Source organism: Geomonas paludis, assembly GCF_014193585.1.
In the GTDB taxonomy this organism is placed as follows: domain Bacteria; phylum Desulfobacterota; class Desulfuromonadia; order Geobacterales; family Geobacteraceae; genus Geomonas; species Geomonas paludis.
Map to the genome: position 1 here is coordinate 1 of NZ_BLXY01000008.1, position 21,692 is coordinate 21,692.

Annotated in this window: 16 protein-coding genes; 8 read left to right on the plus strand and 8 right to left on the minus strand. The window is 62.3% G+C overall.

Annotated features, from left to right (window positions below; translation table 11 throughout):
• From H7687_RS21840 to ybgC, 4 genes are all read left to right on the plus strand, one after another.
• A partial coding sequence (locus H7687_RS21840) for a hypothetical protein (RefSeq protein WP_209005531.1) occupies positions 1-187 on the plus strand: 187 nt, incomplete at its 5' end.
• A 301-nt stretch (positions 188-488) separates the two neighbouring features.
• Complete coding sequence (gene mtnA / locus H7687_RS15875; RefSeq protein WP_183349157.1) at positions 489-1,529, plus strand: S-methyl-5-thioribose-1-phosphate isomerase; 1,041 nt, start codon at positions 489-491, stop codon at positions 1,527-1,529.
• Positions 1,526-4,702, plus strand: coding sequence for a bifunctional [glutamate--ammonia ligase]-adenylyl-L-tyrosine phosphorylase/[glutamate--ammonia-ligase] adenylyltransferase (glnE, locus tag H7687_RS15880; protein ID WP_183349159.1), 3,177 nt, complete (start codon positions 1,526-1,528; stop codon positions 4,700-4,702). The genes mtnA and glnE overlap by 4 nt, the downstream gene beginning before the upstream one ends.
• A 153-nt stretch (positions 4,703-4,855) precedes the next feature.
• The gene (gene ybgC / locus H7687_RS15885) at positions 4,856-5,257 is read left to right on the plus strand and encodes a tol-pal system-associated acyl-CoA thioesterase (RefSeq protein ID WP_183349161.1); all 402 of its coding nucleotides are present in this window, start codon (positions 4,856-4,858) and stop codon (positions 5,255-5,257) included.
• Positions 5,258-5,390: 133 nt separating this feature from the next.
• Here ybgC and lspA read toward each other — a convergent pair whose 3' ends face one another.
• Together lspA and ileS are read right to left on the minus strand one after the other, a co-directional pair.
• On the minus strand, positions 5,391-5,897 hold the full coding sequence (gene lspA, locus H7687_RS15890) for a signal peptidase II (RefSeq protein ID WP_183349163.1): 507 nt from the start codon (positions 5,895-5,897) through the stop codon (positions 5,391-5,393).
• 187 nt (positions 5,898-6,084) lie between these two features.
• Positions 6,085-8,862, minus strand: a complete 2,778-nt coding sequence (gene ileS / locus H7687_RS15895; RefSeq protein WP_183349165.1) for an isoleucine--tRNA ligase — start codon at positions 8,860-8,862, stop codon at positions 6,085-6,087.
• 248 nt (positions 8,863-9,110) lie between these two features.
• Here ileS and H7687_RS15900 point away from each other — a divergent pair, with 248 nt between their 5' ends.
• Both H7687_RS15900 and H7687_RS15905 read left to right on the plus strand, forming a co-directional pair.
• The gene (locus tag H7687_RS15900) at positions 9,111-10,931 is read left to right on the plus strand and encodes a KUP/HAK/KT family potassium transporter (protein WP_183349167.1); all 1,821 of its coding nucleotides are present in this window, start codon (positions 9,111-9,113) and stop codon (positions 10,929-10,931) included.
• Between the two features lie 88 nt (positions 10,932-11,019).
• The gene (locus H7687_RS15905; RefSeq protein WP_183349169.1) at positions 11,020-12,837 is read left to right on the plus strand and encodes a KUP/HAK/KT family potassium transporter; all 1,818 of its coding nucleotides are present in this window, start codon (positions 11,020-11,022) and stop codon (positions 12,835-12,837) included.
• A gap of 479 nt (positions 12,838-13,316) precedes the next feature.
• Here H7687_RS15905 and H7687_RS15910 read toward each other — a convergent pair whose 3' ends face one another.
• From H7687_RS15910 to H7687_RS15920, 3 genes are all read right to left on the minus strand, one after another.
• Positions 13,317-13,658 carry a hypothetical protein gene (locus H7687_RS15910; protein ID WP_183349171.1) on the minus strand — a complete coding sequence of 114 codons (342 nt, stop codon included), beginning with the start codon at positions 13,656-13,658 and terminating at the stop codon, positions 13,317-13,319.
• 114 nt (positions 13,659-13,772) lie between these two features.
• Entirely contained in the window at positions 13,773-14,537 is a 765-nt protein-coding gene (locus H7687_RS15915; protein WP_183349173.1) for an endonuclease/exonuclease/phosphatase family protein, read from the minus strand.
• Between the two features lie 268 nt (positions 14,538-14,805).
• Entirely contained in the window at positions 14,806-17,274 is a 2,469-nt protein-coding gene (locus H7687_RS15920; protein WP_183349374.1) for a methyl-accepting chemotaxis protein, read from the minus strand.
• 275 nt (positions 17,275-17,549) lie between these two features.
• On the opposite strand from H7687_RS15920, the gene H7687_RS15925 reads away from it, so the two are divergent.
• Both H7687_RS15925 and H7687_RS15930 read left to right on the plus strand, forming a co-directional pair.
• The gene (locus H7687_RS15925) at positions 17,550-18,794 is read left to right on the plus strand and encodes a bifunctional alpha/beta hydrolase/OsmC family protein (protein ID WP_183349175.1); all 1,245 of its coding nucleotides are present in this window, start codon (positions 17,550-17,552) and stop codon (positions 18,792-18,794) included.
• A gap of 88 nt (positions 18,795-18,882) precedes the next feature.
• Positions 18,883-19,059 carry a hypothetical protein gene (locus tag H7687_RS15930; RefSeq protein ID WP_183349177.1) on the plus strand — a complete coding sequence of 59 codons (177 nt, stop codon included), beginning with the start codon at positions 18,883-18,885 and terminating at the stop codon, positions 19,057-19,059.
• Between the two features lie 64 nt (positions 19,060-19,123).
• Here the strand turns inward: H7687_RS15930 and H7687_RS15935 are convergent, their stop codons facing one another.
• The 3 genes from H7687_RS15935 to H7687_RS15945 are packed head-to-tail and all read right to left on the minus strand — an operon-like array spanning position 19,124 to position 21,689.
• Positions 19,124-19,249 (minus strand): FeoB-associated Cys-rich membrane protein, encoded by a 126-nt coding sequence (locus H7687_RS15935; RefSeq protein ID WP_183349179.1) that lies wholly within the window; start codon positions 19,247-19,249, stop codon positions 19,124-19,126.
• 2 nt (positions 19,250-19,251) lie between these two features.
• Complete coding sequence (feoB, locus tag H7687_RS15940) at positions 19,252-21,465, minus strand: ferrous iron transport protein B (protein ID WP_183349181.1); 2,214 nt, start codon at positions 21,463-21,465, stop codon at positions 19,252-19,254.
• On the minus strand, positions 21,462-21,689 hold the full coding sequence (locus H7687_RS15945; RefSeq protein ID WP_183349183.1) for a FeoA family protein: 228 nt from the start codon (positions 21,687-21,689) through the stop codon (positions 21,462-21,464). Before H7687_RS15945 ends, feoB begins: the two co-directional genes overlap by 4 nt.
• Between the last annotated feature and the right edge of the window lie 3 nt (positions 21,690-21,692).

Consider the following 21,692-nt stretch of genomic DNA (forward strand, 5'->3'; position numbering starts at 1 on the left):
GGTGTTATCGAACGGAAAAAACGGAAAAGGCAGAATCAATCGTTTTTGGTTTAACCCAAAATCGTTTTTGAAGTACCCGCCTTTATCCGCACGTTTCCGTCAAATCCGTGTGCGATGGTGTTATCGAACGGAAAAAACGGAAAAGGCAGAATCAATCGTTTTTGGTTTAACTCAAAATCGTTTTTGAAGTACCCGCCTTTATCCGCACATTTCCGTCAAATCCGTGTGCGACGGTGTTATCGAACGGAAAAAACGGAAAAGGCAGAATCAATCGTTTTTGGTTTAACCCAAAATCGTTTTTGAAGTACCCGCCTTTATCCGCACATTTCCGTCAAATCCGTGTGCGATGGTGTTATCGAACGGAAAAAACGGAAAAGGCAGAATCAATCGTTTTTGGTTTAACTCAAAATCGTTTTTGAAGTACCCGCCTTTATCCGCACATTTCCGTCAAATCCGTGTGCAATGGTGTTGTTTTTTCGAGGTAATAAATGTCTTTCAGAACCATAGAGTGGCGCGACAACAAGGTGATCATGATTGACCAGACCCGGCTCCCGGCCGAGGAGGTCTACAACGAATACACGGACTTCCAGGGGGTCGCCGAGGCGATCCGCGGCATGGTGGTCCGCGGGGCCCCGGCCATCGGCATCGCCGCCGCCATGGGGGTGGCCCTCGGCGCCCGCGAGATCATCGCTGACAGCTTCGACACCTTCTACCGCCAGCTCGAAAACGTCTGCGACGTGCTGGGCCGTACCCGCCCCACCGCGGTCAACCTGTTCTGGGGTCTGGAGCGCATGAAACGGGTGGCGCTGCAGCACAAGGAACTCGACCTCCACTCCATCCGTGAAATCCTGAAAGCCGAGGCGATCAGCGTCGAGGCGGAGGACCTGGCCATCTGCAAGGAAATCGGCCGCCACGGCGCCGCACTGGTCAAGGAAGGCGCGTCCATCCTCACCCACTGCAACGCCGGGGGCTTGGCCACCGCGGGTTACGGCACGGCGCTCGGCGTCATCCGCGGCGCGCACGAGGCGGGCAAGAACATCCGCGTCTTCGCCGACGAAACCCGCCCCTGGCTCCAGGGCGCGCGCCTCACCGCCTGGGAACTGATGAAGGACTCCATCCCGGTCACCCTCATCTCCGACAACATGGCCGGCTGGCTCATGAAGAGCGGGCAGATCGACTTCTGCGTGGTCGGCGCCGACCGCATCGCCGCCAACGGCGACACCGCCAACAAGATCGGCACCTACTCGGTCGCGGTCCTCGCCAAGGAAAACCGCATTCCCTTCTACGTGGCCGCACCGATCTCCACCCTGGACCTGAAACTCGCCAACGGCGACCAGATCCCCATCGAGGAACGCAGCTCCGAAGAGGTCACCAAGGTACAGGGGGTCACCATAGCGCCCGAAGGTGTCAAGGTGCGCAATCCCGCCTTCGACGTCACCCCCGCCCGCTACATCACCGGCATCATCACGGAAAAAGGGGTGGTGCGCGGCGACTACGAGAGAGAGCTGAAGGCACTGGTCGGACTATGAGCCGCATCGCCGACCTGGCCGCGCTGCTGCTTTCCGCGCTCTCGGAGCCGGACAAGGGGGACCTGTCCCACCAGTTGGAACAGGTCGGCTTCAGCTACGGCGCGCGCACAGTCGAAAACCTGAGGCTCCTCTCCGAACTGCTGCCGGGCGAGCGCCTGGTCGAACTGGCGCTCGCCGCCCTGGGCACCCCGCTTCCGGACATGGCGCTGAACGGCTTCGAGCGCATCAGCACCGTGGTGCCGCGCGAAATCCTGCTGGAGATCTGCTCCCGCCGGGCGCTCAACATCCAGTTGATGAACATCTGCGGTTCCTCCCCCTTCCTGACCAACATCATCTGCCGCGATCCATCCTACCTGCAGCGCCTCTTCATCGAGCGCGAAATCATGCAGCGTCGCAGCGAAGACGAGATGCTGCAGGCCCTGCGCGACCGCATCCCGGAGGGGACCAGCTACGCCGATCTCTTCTCGCACCTGCGCCGCTTCAAGTACGCCGAGATGCTGCGCATCGCCGCACGCGACCTCAACGGCCTCGCCACCCTGGAGGAGGTCACCGACGAACTTTCCTCGCTCGCCGCGGCCACCCTGCAAGTCGCCTACGAGTCAGCCTTCGCACAATTGGTGCAGGAGCACGGCACGCCGATGGAACTGGGCCCCGACGGCCCGGTGCAGGCGGAATTCACCATCATCGGCATGGGCAAGTTCGGCGGCAGGGAATTGAACTTCTCCTCCGACATCGACCTGATCTACTTCTACTCTTCCGACAAGGGAGAGAGTACCGGCATCCCGGACGGACGCGGCGGCTTCAAGGCCAAGCTCTCATTGCACGCCTTCTTCGTGAAGCTCGGCGAAATGGTGAGCCGCGCCATCTCCCAGGTCACCGAGGACGGCTTCGTGTTCCGCGTGGACATGGGGCTCAGGCCCGACGGCAAGGCCGGCGACCTGGCCAGTTCCATGCGTTCCGCCGAGGTCTACTACGAAGCGTGGGGCCAGTCCTGGGAGCGCGCCGCCATGATGAAGGCGCGCCCGGTGGCGGGCTCCATCGAGCTTGGTGAGCGGATCCTCGCCGCGCTGACCCCGTTCATCTACCGCCGCTACCTCGATTACAACCTGATCGAGGACATGATGGCGATGAAGAAGAAGATCGACGCCTCCCTGGCCAGGAACCAGGAGGGAGAGATCAACATCAAGCTCGGGCGTGGCGGCATCCGCGAGATCGAGTTCTTCATCCAGGCGCTGCAGCTGGTCTACGCCGGCAAGAACCCGCAACTGCGCGAGCGCAACTCCCTCAAAGCCCTGCAGACGCTGCATCAGGCCCGCATCATCAAGGAAGCCGACTGCACCGCCCTCTCCGACGCCTACCGCTTCCTGCGCACCGTGGAGCACCGCATCCAGGTGGTGCAGGAGCGGCAGACGCACGCCCTGCCCCGCAAGGACGAGGAACTGCACGCGCTGGCCAGGCGCTGCGGCTACCTCAGAAAGGACGGGCTTGAGCGCTTCCGGGAGACCCTGGAAGGGCACCGGCGCGCCGTCTCCGCCATCTACGGCGACCTCTTCCTCTCCCGCGACGAGAAGATCAAGGAGGAGGTGCTCCCCGAGGTGCACTTCTTCTTCGACCACAACGCCGACCCGGACCTGATCAAGGACATGCTCGAAGAGCGCCACTTCGAGCACCCCGACGCCGCCTACCAGAACCTCCTGGTGCTGCGCGACGGCCCGGCCAAGGTGAACCTGACCGAACAGGGGCGGCGCACCCTGGAGAAGATCGCCCCGCTGTTTCTGCAGGAGGTCTTCCACAGCCCCGACCCCGACCTGGCGCTGACCAACCTGGAACGCTTCCTCTCCTCGCAGAGGACCCGTTCCTCCATCTACGCCCTTTTGGCCGAGAACCGCGACATCCTGAAGCTCCTGACCTCCATGTTCGGCATGTCCGAGTTCCTCTCCAAGATCTTCATCGGCCACCCGGAACTGTTGGACAGCATGACCACGCGCGGCTACGCCTACCTGCAAAAAGAACGCGCCGCCATGGCCAAGGAACTGGACGATTTCATCACCCAGGCCGACGGTCTGGAAGAACAGTTGGATGCGATGCGCAGCTACCGCCACGAAGAGTTCCTGCGCATCGGCATGAACGACATCTACGGCAAGATGAAGCAACCCGAGGTGGCGCAGCAGTTGACCGACCTCGCCGACGTCACCCTCGCCACGGCCTGCTGCATAGCGACCGGGGAACTGGCCCGTTTCGGCCGTCCCATGGTGGTCGAGGAGGACGGTACCAGGCACGAGGCGGCCTTCGCCATCGTGGCCATGGGCAAGCTGGGCGGCTTCGAACTGAACTACCACTCCGACCTCGACGTCATCTACATCTACGACGGGCAGGGCTTCACCGACGGCGAGAAGAGCATCACCAACCGCGAGTACTTCGCCAAGCTTGGGCAGAAGATCATCCTGGTGCTGACCACCCAGACCCGCGAGGGCTACGCCTACAAGATCGACACCCGGCTGCGCCCCTCCGGCAACGCCGGGCCGCTGGTCACGTCCCTCGAATCCTTCCAGGCCTACCATGCCACCGAAGCCCAGATCTGGGAGCGCCAGGCGCTCACCAAGGCGCGTGTCACCTACGGCGATGCGCGGCTGAAGGAAAAGGTGGAACAGGTCATCGAGCAGACCGTGTACGGCTCCAGCGCCGACGACTCGGTACGCAAGGAGATCCACCGGCTCAGGATGCGCATGGAGAACGAGCTCGCCAAGGAATCGACCGGCAGCTACAACATCAAGACCGGCCGCGGCGGCATGGTCGACGTCGAGTTCATCATCCAGTTCCTGCAGTTGAAATACGGCTGCGAGCACCGCGAGATCCGCAGCTCCAACTCGCTGGAAGCGCTCGACGCCATGCGCATGCTCGGCATCGTTTCCGAACCCGATTGCCAGTCGCTGGCCGAGGGGTACCGTTTCCTGCGCCGCCTGGAGAACCGTCTCAGGATCATCCACGACTATTCTATGAACGACCTGGGCGGCCCGCTCAAGTACCTGAACAAGCTGGCCCGGAGGCTCGGCTATGACCCGATGCTGAAGAACCCCGGGCAGGCGCTCATGGCCGATTACGAGCGGGTCACCGAGGCGGTGCGCGAGGTGTACGGCAGGATACTGGGGGAGGAAAACACCAAAGGCGGTTAACAGGGATAAAGGGGATACAGGGGATAAGATCTAAAACCAATCTTTTGGTTTGAGACCAAAGTCCTTTATGCCTTAAAGGCCTTTATCCCCTTTATCCCCTTTATCCCTTTTATCCCTTTTATCCCTGTAAATGATGTTTTTTGGAGGTTTGCATTGGAAGTACGGATTTACTACGAAGACACCGACGCAGGCGGGGTGGTGTACCACTCCAACTACATAAGCTACATGGAAAGGGCCAGGACGGAATTCCTGAGGACGCACGGGCTCTCCGTGCGCGAGATGCACGACATGGGCATCATCTTCCCCGTGGTCCACATCGACGCCAACTTCCGCGCACCGGCCCGGCTGGACGACCTACTGGTGGTGCGCACCCAGATTGCGACGCTGAAGAACAGTTCCTTCACCGTCGCGCAGCAGGTGGTCAGAAAGGAAGACGACAAGCTGCTGGTGGAGGCCAAGGTGACCCTGGCCTGCGTCAGCCCGGAGATGAAGGCGCGCCGCCTGCCCAACGAGATCAGGGAGTTGTTTGCGAGGTTGTTGGAGGAGAACGGCTAGATGAGGAGAAGGGACAGGCTCCGTCAGGTGCCTGTCCCTTTGGCGGAACGCTTCTTTCAGCTCAGCCAGCTTCACCAAAAACAAAGGGGACAGGCACCTGACGGAGCCTGTCCCCTTTTAGCAAAGGAAACGGTCAGTGCGCGTCCGGGGTGGGCGGGTTCTTCTTCTCCCTGCGCTCCTCGAGCAGCATGTCCACCGCCAGGATGAAGACACCGACGCAGATGGCGGAGTCGGCGATGTTGAAGGCGGGCCAGTGGTGTCCTTTCCAGTGCACGTCCAGGAAGTCGATGACCTCGCCCAGGCGGACGCGGTCGATCATGTTGCCCAGCGCGCCGGAAAAGATCAAGGACAGCGAGGCGACGTTCCAGGTCTGGTCGTCCCGCATCTTGCTGACCGCCACCAAGATCACGATCACCGCGATGCTCGAAACCAGCAGGAAGAAGGGAAGCCGGTAGCTCGAAGAGGCCAGGATGCCGAAGGCGGCTCCCTTGTTGCGCAGATAGGTGATGTTGAAGAATCCCTCGATGACGGGATAGGAACTGTGCAGGGTCATGCTCTTGTCGATATAGAGCTTGCTCCACTGGTCCAGCACCAGCACCAGCGCCGAAACCGCCGCGAGGATCGAGTATTTTGGTTTCATAGCATCCTTTAGAAGTTGGCCCCAAGGTCCCCTCTCCCTCCGGGAGAGGGCTAGGGTGAGGGTATTGGCGGTGGCACCGCCCTCACCCGCCCTACGGGCACCCTCTCCCGCCTGCGGGCCGAAGCCCTGCGGTGGGCGTAGGCCCGGGGGGAGAGGGTATGGACGTTCCGAATTAGGTAATTCCTTCTTATTTCACCGCCGCGAGGCATTTCGGGCAGATGCCCGGGTGCCCGGCGTCTTCGCCCAGCTGCTCGCTGTAGCACCAGCAGCGCTCGCACTTGTCGCCGGGGGCCGCGCTGACACCCACCTCGAGCCCTTCCACCCCTTCCGCAACGTACACCTCGCCGGAGACTGCACCGGCAAGCTCCGCCTTGGAAACGATGAAGATCTCGGCCAGTTGATCCGCGTACTCCTTGAGGAGCGCTTCGGTCTCGCCGGACGCCTTGATGGCGACGGCGGCGTCGAGCGAGTGCCCGATCACCTTCTTGACACGGGCCAGTTCGAGCGCCTTGGAGACCTCGGAGCGGATCTTGATGATCTTCTCCCAGCGCACGGCCAGCGCCTCGTCCTTGACCTCCGGGGTGAGCGCCGGGAAGAGCGCCAGGTGCACGCTGCTCTCGCGGGTGCCCGGCATCTCGGCCCAGACTTCCTCGGCGGTAAAGGAGAGTACCGGCGCCACCATGCGCACCAGGGCGTCGAGCACCCTGTACATCACGGTCTGCCCGCTTCTTCTCGCCAGCGAATCCTTCTTCGAGGTGTAGACGCGGTCCTTGAGGATGTCGAGGTAGAAGGCGCTCATCTCGACGGTGCAGAAGCCGTTCACGGCGTGGTAGAGGATGTGGAACTCGCTGTCGGTGTAGGAGGCGAGCACCTTCTCCTTCAAGAGCTCCAGTTGGTGCATGGCCCAGCGGTCCAACTCCGGCATCTGCTCGAACGGGACGCAATCGGTGTCCGGGTTGAAGTCGTGGATGTTGCCCAGGATGTAGCGGCAGGTGTTCCTGATGCGGCGGTAGCTCTCGGAGAGCCGGGTCAGGATCTCCTGGGAGATGCGCAGGTCGTCGCGGTAGTCCTGTGCGGCGACCCACAGGCGCAGCACGTCGGCGCCGAACTTCTTGATGACGTCTTCGGGCGCCACCACGTTGCCCACGGACTTGCTCATCTTCCTCCCGGCGCCGTCCATGACGAAGCCGTGGGTGAGCACGTTCTTGTAGGGAGCGCGGCCGCGGGTGCCGACGCTGGCCAAAAGCGAGGAGTGGAACCAGCCACGGTGCTGGTCGCTCCCTTCCAGGTACATGTCGGCCGGCGAGCCGAGGTTGTCGCGCAGTTCGAGCACGGCGGCGTGCGAGGTGCCGGAGTCGAACCAGACGTCGAGGATGTCCCCTTCCTTCTCGAACTCGTTCTTGCCGCAGGAGGGGCAGGTGGTCCCTTCCGGCAGGAACTTGGCGGCATCCCAGTCGTACCAGATGTCGGAGGTGTGCTCGGCGAAGAGGTCGGCGACCTGGTGCATGATCTTGCCGTCGGCCATGACATGGCCGCAGCTCTTGCAGTAGAAGGCGGCGATGGGCACGCCCCAGGAACGCTGGCGGGAAACGCACCAGTCGGGGCGGTTCTCGATCATGCCGTAGATGCGCTCACGCCCCCACTTCGGGATCCAGTTGACGTTGTTGATCTCGGTGAGCGCCTTGCCGCGCAGGTCGTTCTTCTCCATGGAGATGAACCACTGTTCGGTGGCGCGGAAGATGACCGGCTTCTTGCAGCGCCAGCAGTGCGGGTAGGAGTGCGAGATCTCCTTGGAACCCAAAAGCGCGCCGACCTCGGTCAGCTTCTCGATCACGTTCTTGTTGGCGTCGAAGACGAACTGGCCGCCGAAGAACTCGATGTTCTCGTAGAAGCGGCCGCGGTTGTCGACCGGGTTGTAGATGTCGAGGCCTTCAGCCAGGCCCAGCTCGTAGTCTTCCTGGCCGTGGCCGGGCGCGGTGTGGACGCAGCCGGTACCGGCTTCCAGGGTGACGTGCTCGCCCAGGAGGATGATGGAATCCTGGTCGTAGAACGGGTGCCGGGCCAACTTCTTCTCCAGCAGCTTGGAGGGGAACTTGGCCAGCACGGTCCCCTCGGCGCCGATCTCCTTGAGGAAGCTCTCCTTGAGGCCGTCGGCCACGATGACCACGTCGCCGCTGTTGAGGGCGAGCGCCACGTAGTCGAGCTCCGGGTGCAGGGCGATGGCGAGGTTCGCCGGCAGGGTCCACGGGGTGGTGGTCCAGATCACCATGGACGGCTTCTTGCCGGCAAGCTCAGGCACCGCGCCGCCCAGGTCCTCTTTCAGCGGGAACTTCACGAACACGGAGGGGGACTTGTGGTCGGCGTACTCGACCTCGGCCTCGGCCAGCGCCGTGCCGCAGGAGGAGCACCAGTGTACCGGCTTCTTCCCCTTGTACAGGCCGCCGTTCTCGGCGAACGTGGCCAGTTCGCGGGCGGTAGCCCCTTCGTAGCTCGCGTTCATGGTCAGGTAGGGCTCGTTCCAGTCGCCGAAAATGCCCAGGCGCTCGAACTCGGCGCGCTGGATGCCGACGAACTTGGCGGCGTACTCGCGGCAGAGCTTGCGCATCTCCAGCTTGGAGATCTCGTGCTTCTTGGAACCGAGGTTCTTCTCCACCTGCAGTTCGATGGGGAGGCCGTGGCAGTCCCACCCCGGGACGTAGGGAGCGGCGAAGCCTTCCATACGCTTGCTCTTCAGCACGATGTCCTTGAGGATCTTGTTCAGCGCGTGACCGATATGGATGTGACCGTTGGCGTAGGGAGGGCCGTCGTGCAGCACGTAACGCGGCTTGCCTTTGCCGGCCTCCTCGATCTTGTTGTGTATGTCAACCTCGGCCCACTGCTTGAGCATCTCGGGCTCGCGCTGGGGAAGATTTCCCTTCATCGGGAAGTTGGTGATCGGGAGATTGAGTGTGTCCTTGTAATCCATGTAAGCGGCCTCCGCACTGTCAGTTTAAGCCATGAGAGAAACGACTTAAGCTACAAGCAATAGGGAGGAATGTCAAGCGCAAACAAGGATTTCCGCCCCTTACGGGATAGCCGGCGCCGGCCGCCGGGTAGGCTTTTTCGAACGGGAGGTGACAAATCCAACGGCAATGGTGTATAAGTTCGCTTGCGCCGTCAGTGCACCGGCTTCTGACGCACTATGACAGTCTTCTCTTGTTACGCTGGAGTTTTATGAGCCAAAAATCCGAGCTTTCCTACTGGGGCGGCATCGTCAAAGCGCTCGGCCTCGTGTTCGGCGACATCGGCACGAGCCCCATCTATACCCTCACCGTCGTCTTCACCCTGACCAAGCCCACCCTGTCCAACGTGTACGGCATCCTGTGCCTGGTGTTCTGGACCATGACCATCCTGGTCACCGCGGAGTACGCCTGGCTCGCCATGAGCCTGGGCAAGAAGGGCCAGGGGGGCGAGATCGTGCTCCGGGAGATCATCATCAAGCTCTTCCGGCAGGGGCGCGTGCTCGCCTTCGCGGGCTTTCTCTCCTTCCTGGGCGTCTCGCTCCTTTTGGGTGACGGCGTCATCACTCCCGCCATCTCGATACTCTCCGCAGTCGAGGGCCTGCTGCTCATCCCGGGACTCGAGACGACGCCACAGGGTGTGCTGGTCGGCATAGCCGCGCTGATCGCCCTCACCCTCTTCTTCTTCCAGTCGCGCGGCACGGACAAGATCACCGGCATCTTCGGGCCGATCATGATCCTGTACTTCGGCGCGCTCTTCGTCTCCGGACTGGTCTCCGTTTCCGGCACGCCGGAGATCGTCGGTGCCATCAACCCGATGCACGCCTTCAACTTCTTCCGCGAAAACGGCGTCGCCGGCTACTTCGTCCTTTCCGAGGTCATCCTGTGCGCCACCGGCGGCGAGGCCCTCTACGCCGACATGGGACACCTGGGCAAGAAACCGATCGTGCGCGCCTGGTACTTCGTGTTCGCAGCGCTCTACATGAACTACCTGGGCCAGGGCGCGTACCTGCTGCAGCACCCGGACAGCAAGAACATCCTGTTCTCCATGATCCAGAGCGAGTCGTCGCTGTTGTACATCCCGTTCCTGATCCTCACCATCTTCGCCACCATCATCGCGTCCCAGTCCATCATCAGCGGCGTGTTCTCCATCGTCTACCAGGGGATCACCACGCGCCTCATGCCGCTGTTCAAGGTCGACTACACCTCGACCCACATGCAGTCGCAGATCTACATCGGCGCCGTCAACTGGACCCTCATGTGCGCGGTCATCTTCGTCATGTTCTTCTTCCAGAAGTCGGGCAACCTGGCCGCCGCCTACGGCATGGCGGTCACCGGCTCCATGACCATCACCGCCATCATGATGATCATGGTCTTCTCGCGCACCACCAAGAAGTGGAAGGTGCCGGTGGTCTGCGTCATCGCCGCCATCGACGTGATCTACTTCACCTCGACCTTCCCCAAGTTCGTGCACGGCGCCTACTGGTCCATCATCCTGGCCTCGATCCCCTTCATCACCATCCAGGTCTGGACCCACGGCCAGCGCCACCTCTACCGCGCCCTGCGCCCGCTCGACCTCGACATCTTCCTGCTCTCCTACGAGCAGATCTACGCCAAGGCCAAGAACATCCCGGGCACCGCACTCTTCTTCATCAAGGCGCTCGACGTCATCCCCCCCTACATCGTGCACTGCATGATCCGCTCGAACATCATCTACGAGAGGAACGTGCTCATCTCCATCGTGCGCACCGACGAACCCTTCGGCAACATCGCACGCCACAAGAAGGACGTGGGGACCGGGCTGGAGTTCTTCCAGATCAGCGCGGGGTACATGGAGGTGCTGGACATAGAGAAACAGCTCAAGGAAAACGGGATCCAGGAGAAGGTCATCTTCTACGGCGTGGAGGACATCGAGACCAGGAACCCGGTCTGGAGACTGTTCGACCTGATCAAGAAGGTCACCCCGAACTTCGTGCAGTTCAACAAGCTTCCCGCCGCCAAGCTGCAGGGCGTGGTGACCCGGGTGGAAATGTAGATACTCCGGTACGTTGCGCGGTTTTTCTTGTCAGCCGCGCAGAGCGGTGCTATAAGTTGCGCGCTGTTACCTACCGGAGGCGTGCTCCATGCAGAAACACGAACAATCATACTGGGGCGGAGTAGTGAAATCGATGGGCCTTGTTTTCGGCGACATCGGTACGAGCCCCATCTATACCCTTTCCGTCATCTTCGCCCTCACCAAACCGACCCCCGACAACATCTACGGCATCCTGTCGCTGATCGTGTGGACCCTGTTCGTCCTGGTCACCGTCGAGTACGCCTGGCTCGCTATGAGCCTCGGCAGAAAAGGGGAAGGGGGCACCATCGTCCTGAAGGAGATCCTGGTCCGCCTGCTCAAGGGAGGGCGCGCCATGGGGTTCATCGGCATGCTCTCCTTCATCGGGGTCTCCCTGCTTTTGGGCGACGGCGTCATCACCCCCGCCATTTCCATACTCTCCGCGGTCGAGGGCCTGGAACTGATACCGGTCACGGCGAACCTCTCCGAGGCCGGCGTCATCGCCATCGCCGCCACCATCGCCATCATCCTCTTCATCTTCCAGTCCAAGGGAACCGACAAGGTCGCCGGCGCCTTCGGCCCCCTGATGGTGCTCTGGTTCTCGGCGCTCACCGTCTCCGGGTTGATCGCCATCGCGGGGCATCCCGAGGTGCTCAAGTCCATCTCCCCCTGGTACGCCATCAAGTTCTTCCTGGACAACGGCATGTCCGGCTTCTTCGTCCTCTCCGAGGTCATCCTGTGCGCCACCGGGGGCGAGGCGCTCTACGCCGACATGGGACACCTGGGGAGAAAGCCGATCGTACGGGCCTGGTATTTCGTCTTCGTCGCCCTGGTGATCAACTACCTGGGCCAGGGCGCCTTCCTGCTGGAGCACCAGCACGAGAAGAACACCCTGTTCGCCATGATCCACGGGCAGGCCCCATACCTGTACATCCCCTTCCTGCTGCTCACCATCCTGGCCACGGTGATCGCCTCGCAGGCCCTGATCAGCGGCGTGTTCTCCATCATCTACCAGGGGATCACCACCAGGATCATGCCGCTCATGAAGGTGGACTACACCTCGAGCCACCTGAAGTCCCAGATCTACATCGGCTCGGTGAACTGGACCCTGATGGTGCTGGTCCTCTTCATCATGCTGCTGTTCAAGAAGTCGGAGAACCTGGCGGCGGCCTACGGCCTCGCCGTCACCGGCAGCATGGCCATCACCGGGATGATGATGACCATGATCTTCGCCAACACCACCAAGAAGTGGAAGGTCCCCATCGCGGTCGCCGTCACCGTGGTCGACTTCGTCTTCCTGATCGCCAACCTGAACAAGCTGCCGCACGGCGGCTACTGGTCGCTGATCCTCGCCTCGGTGCCGTTTTTGACCATCCTGCTCTGGACCAAGGGGCAGCGCGCCCTGTACCGGGCCCTCAAGCCGCTGGACGTGGAGACCTTCCTCATGTCCTACGAGCAGATCTACGCGAAGAACCGCACCATCCCCGGCATCGGCCTGTTCTTCACCCGCGAGTGGGCGGTGGTGCCGCCGTACGTGGTGCACTGCATCATCCGCAGCAACATCATCTACGAGCGCAACGTCTTCATCTCCATCATCAGGACCGACGAGCCCTTCGGCGTCTCCTACAAGCTGACCGAGAACCGGGGCACGGGACTGGACTCCTTCGAGATCTTCGCCGGCTACATGGAGGTGATCGACATCGAGACGCTGCTCAAAAAGAACAACATCCACGAGAAGGTCATCTTCTACGGCGTCGAGGACATCACCACCAACAACCCGATCTGGAAGGTGTTCAACGCCATCAAGAAGCTGAGCCCGAACTTCGTCCAGTTCAACCAACTCCCCGCCAGCAAGCTGCAGGGGGTACTCACCCGGGTCGAAATGTAAGTCGCTTTTCCCCTCACCCTTTGGGAGAGGGGCAGGGGTGAGGGCGTCGCCATGGGCAACATGCTGCTGGTGCCATCTCCCTCACCCGCCCTGCGGGCACCCTCTCCCGCCTGCGGACCGAAGCCCTACGGTGGGCGAAGGCCCGGAGGGAGAGAGAACCTGAGACAGAACCTGAAAACGTAGACGCAAAAGGGCCGCCCCCTCGATGGGGGCGGCCCTTTTGCTATTGTGGCGCTTGGGGCTTGAGGGAGACTGGCTCCGTCAGGTGCCTGTCCCCTTTGCCTGAGGGGGACTGGCTCCGTCAGGTGCCTGTCCCCTTGTGCCTGAGGGGGACTGGCTCCGTCAGGTGCCTGTCCCCTTGTGCCTGAGGGGGACTGGCTCCGTCAGGTGCCTGTCCCCTTTGTGCTGGTGAAGATGGCAGAGCGCAATGGAGCGTTCCGCTAGAGGGACAGGCACCTATCGGAGCCAGTCCCTTCTCTCTAGACGGTGTCCAGCAGATGGCCCCAGTCGTCCTTCATCTGGATCCGGTGCAGGGCGTTCAGGCCGTTCACCTCGTAGAAGATCTGGTCCGCCTCCTCCTGGGAAAGCCCCACCTTGGGACGCACCCCCATCCAGTGACTGAAGCTGCCGGAGGGGGACTCCAGCGGGCGCGGCAGCGGCGGCCCGGGCTTGTATTTCCCTTCCACGAAGATCGCCGCCTCGTACTGGCGGCCGTGCTTCACCAGGCAGATTTCCAGCAAAGAGCCCGTGTTCTGCAGCACGCGCTCGATGATAACTTCCTGCACTTCCATATCGTCCGGCATCTCCGTGTATTCGCTCATAGCATCTCTCCGTTTCCCCGCTCAGGGGCATGTGTTTGATCCTTCCCTCTCTTCGGCGTACCGGCTCCTCGACTTTAGGTCTTTTGGCATTATTCGCTGCTGTTTCACTGACGGTCACGGCTCCTCCCGGCTTGCCAGGCGCAGCTTCACGATCAGCGGCAGGTGGTCCGAGGCGACCTGGGTCAGCTTGGTGCGCGGGATCAGTTCGCTCTCGACCGCGAGGTCGGGCGAAATGAAGATGTGGTCGAAGCGGACGATGGGCATGTTGCTCGGGAAGGTGAACTGGGTGTGCCCGAACTTGAGCCGCTCCTGCTCGTCCTGCAGCGCGTTTCTCAGGCGCTTGTGGATGCTCCAGCTGGGGAGGGCGTTGAAGTCGCCGCACAGCACCAGCGGGGGGCGGCAGTCGGGGTGCGCGAGCCACTCCGGGCCGGTCAGGACCTTGGCCTGGTAGTTGCGCTCCTGCGGGGTGAGTCCCAGGTGGGTGTTCACCAACTGCAGCTTCTGTCCGTACACGTCGATCTCCACCCAGATCACGCCCCGCGGCACCATGGTCCGGTAGCGGTTCTCAGGGTGCAGCCCCCCGGCCCGGACCAGCCGCATCGGGAACCGGCTGAAGACCACCTTGCCCCACCGCTCCCGTTCCAGGCTGTAGTGCACGTCCCTTCTGGAGAGCAGTGCCAGTTCATGGGCCAGGTCCTGGCAGGCGCCCCCGATCTCGGGACGAAAGCGCGCGCCGGGGAGCTCCTGGAGCGCCACGATGTCGGGCTGGTAGGTGTCGATGACCTGTGCGATGCGCGCGGCCGAGGTGTGCCGGTCGTTGCCGGTCAGCCGGTGCACGTTGTAGGTCATCACGGTGAAGGTGCCATCGTTTTCGGACATACGAGCCGCCCTTTTTGTGCCGAGGCCAGCGGAACGTAAAAAACAACGACAGGAATTATACCGGGTTTTACGATGGGTGCGGGGTGGAAGAGATCAAGCAGGCGGGATCAGGAGGATGGGGAGCAGCAGAAGGGACTGGCTCCGTCAGGTGCCAGTCCCTTTGGCGGAACGCTTTTTCAGCTCAGCCAACTTCCCCAGCAGTAAGGGGACAGGCACCTGGCGGAGCCAGTCCCCTCCAGCGGCAGGGGGGCATGCGTTGGTGGTGGGGTCAGTCCTTGGCGGACGAGACGTCGAAGCGGTCGATCTCGTTCTGCAGGACGCCGATCTGGCCGGCCAGCGCCGAGGTGCTTTCGCCGAGCACCTTGACCGCGCCCAGGTTGCTCTCGGTGGCGGACTTGATGCTCTCCACGGCCGGCAGCACCTGGTCGGCGCCCCTGCTCTGCTCGTCGCACGCCCTCTGGATGCGGCGGATCATCTCGGTGATGTTCTCGGTGGACTTGGCGATGAAACCGCCGACGTTGCTCTGCTCGCGGGTCGAACTCTTCACCTGGTCGGTGAGCATCTTCATCTTTTCCACCGCGTTCAGCACCAGGCTGCTCCCCTCCCCCTGCTCGCGGGTGGAGATCGCTATCTGGCGCACCATGGTGGTCACCTTGTCGGTGGTCTCCCTGATCATCAGGCTGCCGCGCGCCTGCTCGGCGGTGGCCCGGGCGATGCCGTTGACCTGCTCGGTCGCCTGCTGCACGCCGGCCACGATCTTCTCCAGCGCCTCCCCGGACTTGCGGGAGAGCTCCTCCCCCTGGGCAATGTTCTGTTCCGCCTGCCGGATGGCGCCGACCGCGCGGTCGGTTTCCTCCAGGACGCCGTTGATGACGTCGGAGATCTTCCTGGTGGATGCGCTGGTGCGCTCGGCGAGCTGCTTGATCTCGCCCGCCACGACCGCGAAGCCCTTGCCGTGCTCGCCGGCCTGCGCCGCGATGATGGCCGCGTTGAGCGCCAGCAGGTTGGTCTGCTCGGCCACGTCGTCGATGACCGAGAGGATGGTGCCGATGTCGCCGGCGCGCTGGGAAAGGGTCGCGATGACCTCCGAGGTGATGCGCGAGGAGGCCTTGATGGCGCTGATGCCGAGGATGGTGGACTCGACCGCGCTCTTGCCGATCTCGGCGTCCTGCTTGACCGCTTCCGAGATCTGCACCGTGTTGAGCGCGTTCTTTTCCACCTCTTTGATCGAGCTGTCCATCTCGACGATGGAGGAGGAGTTGATGCTGGCCTCTTCGAGGAGCAGGTCCGCGTTGCGACCGACCTGCTTGATGGAGGCCGCCATCTCGATGATGGCCGAACCTACCTCGTCCACCTGCTGCGCCAGCGCCTCGGCGTTGAGCGCCACCTCTTCGATGCTGGAGGCCATTTCCAGCACCGACGAAGAGCTCTCGGACGCCGACTGAGACAGCCCTTCCACCGCATGCGCCACCCCCTTGATCGAGGTGGTGATCTGGGTCATGGCGCTGGAAGCCTCGTGAACGGAGGTGGACTGCTGCTCGGCGGCCCACACCACCGTGCCCGAAACCTGCATCAGGTTCTCGGACACCGCACCCAGTTCGTTGCTGGAGTGGCTCACCTGCCGCACCATCACGGCGAGCTTGTCGGTCATGGCATTGAACTCGGTTGCCATGGCACCGATCTCATCCTGGGTCTCCACCTCGAGCCGACGATTGAGATCCCAGGTCGAGGTGACCGCCACGATGTGCTCCTTGAGGGTGGTGAAGAGATCGAGGCTCGGCTTGAGCGACAGGTACAGGATGGCAAGGGAGGCCAGCACGATGGTGATGAAGATCGCAATCTGGGCGGCCACCCCTTTCCACATGGTTACGAACAGCGGGCTGATCTCCTTGTGGGAGAACAGGAGCCCCGCGGTGCCGCCGGAGGCGTCCCGGACCGGGCTGATGCCGACCAGGTACTTGCCCCCGTTGAAGGAGACGATGGCGATGCTGGGTTCCTTGACCCCCTCGGTCATCTCGTTACCGACCTTCGCTGCGACCCCTATCGCCACCGCCTTGTTGGTGGGGTTGAGAATGCGGAAGGAATGCACCAGCTCGCTCTTCACCTCGGTGGACTTGCTCTTCAGGTAATCCTCGGTGAGAAAAAGGGCGACGTCGCTGCCGGTGATCTGCTTCATCTGCTGGAAGACGTGGTCGATCTCCTCGGCCACTTCCAGGTACCCCAGCGCGTTGCCCCGGTAGCTGACCGGCTTCACGCAGCGCAGCGAAAAGAAGTTCTTGCCCATCTCCAGCCCCCAGGTCATCTGTTTGGTGGCCTGGGCCTTCAGGAAGGTTTCCCGCTTCAGGATGTCGCCATCCTGCTCCGGCTTGTGCGCCCGCAGCAGCACCTTGCCGTCAGGCTGGATGAAATACATGTGGGTTATGTTGTTGTTCTGCTTGATCTCGCTGAAGATGGGTTTGGCGGCGGCAAGGAGCGCGTCCTTGTTGCCGGCGGCAAAGGGGGCTAATATCGCGTCGAGCTTGTCCAGGCCGGCATGGGCGCGGGCCAACCCTTCGGCGTCACCTTTCAGGAGCGCCTCGAAGAGGCGGCCGCTGTTGGCGGCTTCGTCCTTCAGTCCCTCCCGCATCTGGTACATCTGGTACTGGTAGGCGAACACCCCCAGGATGGCGATGCTGGCGACACACAAAGCGACAACGGAAACGATTACTCTCTTCTTGATCGACCACGTGGCAAACATCATTCGACTCCCGATTAGCATCGCATTACAATACAAGAATGGAGGTTATGTTTATAACTCATTCTCTTTAAAGAGAAAAGAGGTAAAGCGTTACCGTGTTGTGATTTAAATCCCATTATTCCAACTTCAGAGATGCACAATCACAATAAAAACCCATTCTGTTAAATTTTTTTATTACACCACATTGACTTGATACAGCCCGCTATTATCCTTTTCGAGTCTTCAGTAGACAAAGGTATGCGCGCCGGGCAGGATGTCCCGTCGAGGAGTGCGCCATGAACACCAGGAAGATCACCTTTACCAACGCAAGCGGCATGAAGCTGGCGGCGCGTCTGGAGCTTCCCGACGACGAGCGCCCGGTCGCCTACGCCATCTTCGCCCACTGCTTCACCTGCTCCAAGAACATCAAGGCCGCCGTCAACATCACGCGGGCCATGAGCAGCCGGCGCATCGCCGTGCTCCGCTTCGACTTCACGGGGCTGGGCGAGAGCGAAGGAGACTTCGCCGACACCACCTTCTCGTCGCAGGTAAGCGACCTGGTGGCGGCGGCGCGCTTCCTGGAGCGCGAGTACGAGGCGCCGCGGCTTCTGGTGGGACACTCCCTGGGGGGCTCGGCCGTGCTGGTTGCCGCCGGTGCACTACCTTCGGCGACGGCGGTGGCCACCATCGCGGCTCCCTACAGCCCATCCCACCTGCGCCGCCTGTTGGGAAAATCGGCCGAACAGGCGGAACGGCAGGGGGAGGCGACGGTGAACCTGGGCGGCAGCAACTTCACCATCAGGAAAAGCCTCCTCGACGACCTGGAAGCGCAGCGCCCCGCCGAGACGCTGGCGAACCTGCAGGGGGCGCTCCTGGTGCTGCATTCGCCGGCAGACACCATCGTGAAGATCGACAACGCCACCCAGATCTTCCAGGCCGCCCACCAGCCCAAAAGCTTCGTCTCGCTGGGGAGCGCCGACCACCTCATGTCGGAGGCGGCGGACTCGCGCTACGCCGGCGAGGTCATCGCCTCGTGGGCCACACGCTATCTCGATGGCGCCGAGGCGCAGCCCATGGCGCAGCGGCAGTTTCTGGCCGCCGACAACAGGGTCACCGCCCGCACCGGGCCCGAAGGCTTCCGCACCGAGATCTTCGCCAACGGCTTCAGCCTCACCGCCGACGAGCCCGTCAGCTACGGCGGCAGCAACGAGGGCCCTTCCCCTTACGAGTTCGTCATGGCAGGGCTCGCGGCCTGCACCTCGATGACGGTGCAGATGTACGCCCGGCGCAAGGGGTGGCCGCTCGTCGACGCGCTGGTGCGGCTATCCCATCACAAGATCCACGCCGAGGACTGCCGCGACTGCGAGTCCCAGGACCGGCGCATCGACAAGTTCGTCCGGGAGTTGGAACTGATCGGGGAACTGGACCAGGAGCAGAGGCAAAAGCTCCTGGAGATCGCCGAGAAGTGCCCGGTGCACCGCACCCTCACCAGCGAGATCCTGGTGGAAACGAGACTCAAGGAAAGCATGGTCGAACAATAAGGGCCGGCGAAATTGTTCTCAAGAGTTGCACCTCAGGTGCCGAAAAGAGGAGCAACGCCCGAGGTAAAGGGGGTCAGGAGGACACGTTATGGATGTAACCACCATAGCAACCATGCAGGTAGCAGGCGCCGCCGCTCTTGCCCGGGAGTCGGCCGCCATGGAGTTGATGAAGAACGCGGCCAATGCCCAGATGCAGATGGCCAATATCCTGGCCCAGCAGGCCGCCGCCGTGAACCCGCCGGAGGGCTTCTCGGTCTACGCCTGAACGGGCACGCCGACTACGCAAAAGGGCCGGGGGATCTTCCCCCGGCCCTTGTCGTTGCACACCTCTACTTCTTGCAGCAGCTCCCACCTTCGCAGCCGCAGCACCCCTTCTTCTTCCACAAGGTAGCGTACAGGATGTAGCACGCTCCGGCCACGATGGCGCCGGCAATGATCACATCGGCAACTCCCATTTTCAACCTCCCAGCCCCAGGAGACGTCCCCCCTGGTAGATGATGAGTGCCGCACCCCACGCCAGCGCGGTCTGGTACAGCAACCCTACGCCGGCCCATTTCCAGGTACCGAATTCCTGTCTCATGGCCGCAATGGCGACCACGCACGGCATGTAGAGGAGCACGAAAGCCATGAAGGCATAGGCGCTCAAAGGCGTGAATGAGCCGCCGATGGCAGCTTTCAGGCCCGCCCTATCTTCCTCCTGCTCCTCGGCCTGGGGGAGATAGAGCAGCGTCTTCACAGCCTTGACGCAGGCCTCTCCGAACGAGGTGGCCACTTCCTTCAGGTCCTCCTGCAGCGTCGGGACTTCCTTCTTCTCGTCTTTCTTGGGCGCGTAGATCTCGCCCATGGTGCCTACCACGATCTCCTTGGCGATGACGCCGGTGATGAGCGAGGAGGCGGCCTCCCAGGTGCCGAAGCCAACCGGCTGGAAGATGGGCGCTATGGCGGCGCCGGCCTGGCCGAGGTAGGAGTCGCGCTTATGCTCGACGCCCCACGGGAGGTTCAAAAGGAACCAGACCAGGACCGAGACCGCGAAGATGTAGGTGCCCGCCTTGAACAGGAAGTGCTTCCCCTTCTCCCAGGTGTGCACGCACAGGCTGTGCAGGCTCGGCATGCGGTAGGGGGGGAGCTCCATGATGAACATGGGCGCCTCGCCGCGGAACAGGGTCCTCTTGAAGATGAGCCCCATGCCGATGGCAAGCAGGATCCCCATGATGTAGAGCGACCAGATGACGGTGCTCGAGTTACTCGGGAAGAAAATACCCACGAAGAGCACGTAAACCGGCAGCCTGGCTCCGCAGGACATGAGCGGCACGAGCAGCGCGGTCAGCACCTTGTCCTTGGGGTTCTCGAGGGTACGGGTGGCGTAGATGCCCGGCACGTTGCAGCCGAAACCGAGCAGCATCGGGATGAAGGACTTGCCGTGCAGGCCGATGGAGTGCATGGTGCGGTCCATGACGAAGGCGGCGCGGGCCATGTAGCCGCTCCCCTCCAGGAAGGTGATGAAGAACATCATGGCGAAGATAACCGGCACGAAGACGAGCACGGAGCCCACGCCGGCGATGATGCCGTCGTTCACCAGCGAGACGGTCCAGTCCGGCGCGCCCAGCGGCGTCAGGATGGCGGAGGCCCAACGCTTGAACGGTCCTTCGGTCATGGCCCCGATCCAGTCACCAAAGGGGGCGGAAAGATCGAAGGTGAGCTTGAACAAAAGCCACATGGCGGCCATGAAGATCGGGATGCCCAGGAACCGGTTCAGCACGAGCTTGTCGATCTTCTCGGTCAGCTCGGTCTGGCGCAGTTCCGGCTTGTGCAGCACCTCGCGGGTGAGCCCGGAGGCGAGCGAGTAGCGGGCGTCGGCCATGATGGACTCGATGTCCTCGCCGTGTGCCCTCCTCAGGTGGTGCAGCGCCTGGTCCAGGAAGTCGAGGTTGTCCAGCCCGAGCTCCTTCATGACGTGGTCGTCCTGCTCCATGAGCTTCAGGAGCAGCCAGCGCTGCGGGTAGTTGTCGATCAGGGCCGGGTAGCTGGTGCGGAAGGACTTGGCCAGGTAGTCGCAGGCAACCTCGATGTCTTCACCGTAGTTGAGCTTTTTCGGGGCCCGCTGCTTCGGGGCGTCGGCCACCCGCAGCGCCGTCGCCAGCAGCTCGTCGAGACCGGTCTTCTTGGTGGCCGAGGTGGGCACCACGGCGATGCCCAGCATCTCTTCCATCGCCCTGGCATCGATGCGGTACCCCTTCTCAGTGGCCTCGTCGTAGATGTTGAGCGCCATCACCACCGGGATGCCCAGCTCCATGATCTGCACGGTGAGGTAGAGGTTGCGCTCCAGGTTGGTGGCGTCGACCACGTTGATGATCAGGTCGGGGCGCTCGTGGACCAGGTAGTCGCGCGCCACGATCTCTTCCTGGGAGTACGGGGAGAGCGAGTAGGTGCCGGGAAGGTCGACCAGCCGGATCTTCCTGCCGCCGAACTCGAAGAGGGCCTCCTTTTTCTCCACCGTCACCCCGGCCCAGTTGCCGACGTGCAGGCGGGTGCCGGCGATGGCGTTGATCAGGGTCGACTTGCCGGAGTTGGGGTTACCTGCCACCGCCACCGTGATGGTGCGCGCCGCGGCGCTGTGACCGGACAGCTCGGCGTCCAGTTCCTCCTCCTTGTGCTTCAGCTGCGTGCTCATCCTGCCACCTCCACCGCGATGCCTTCCGCCTCCTTCTTCCTGAGCGACAGGTTGTAGCTCTTGATGCTCACCTCGATCGGGTCGCCCAAAGGCGCCACCTTGAGCACCTTGACCTCCTCGCCCACCAACACTCCCATGTCCATCAGCCGCCTCTTCAGCGGGCCGATGGAACCGATCGACATGATCTTCCCCTTCTGCCCCGGTTTAAGCTTTGCCAGATTCATCAC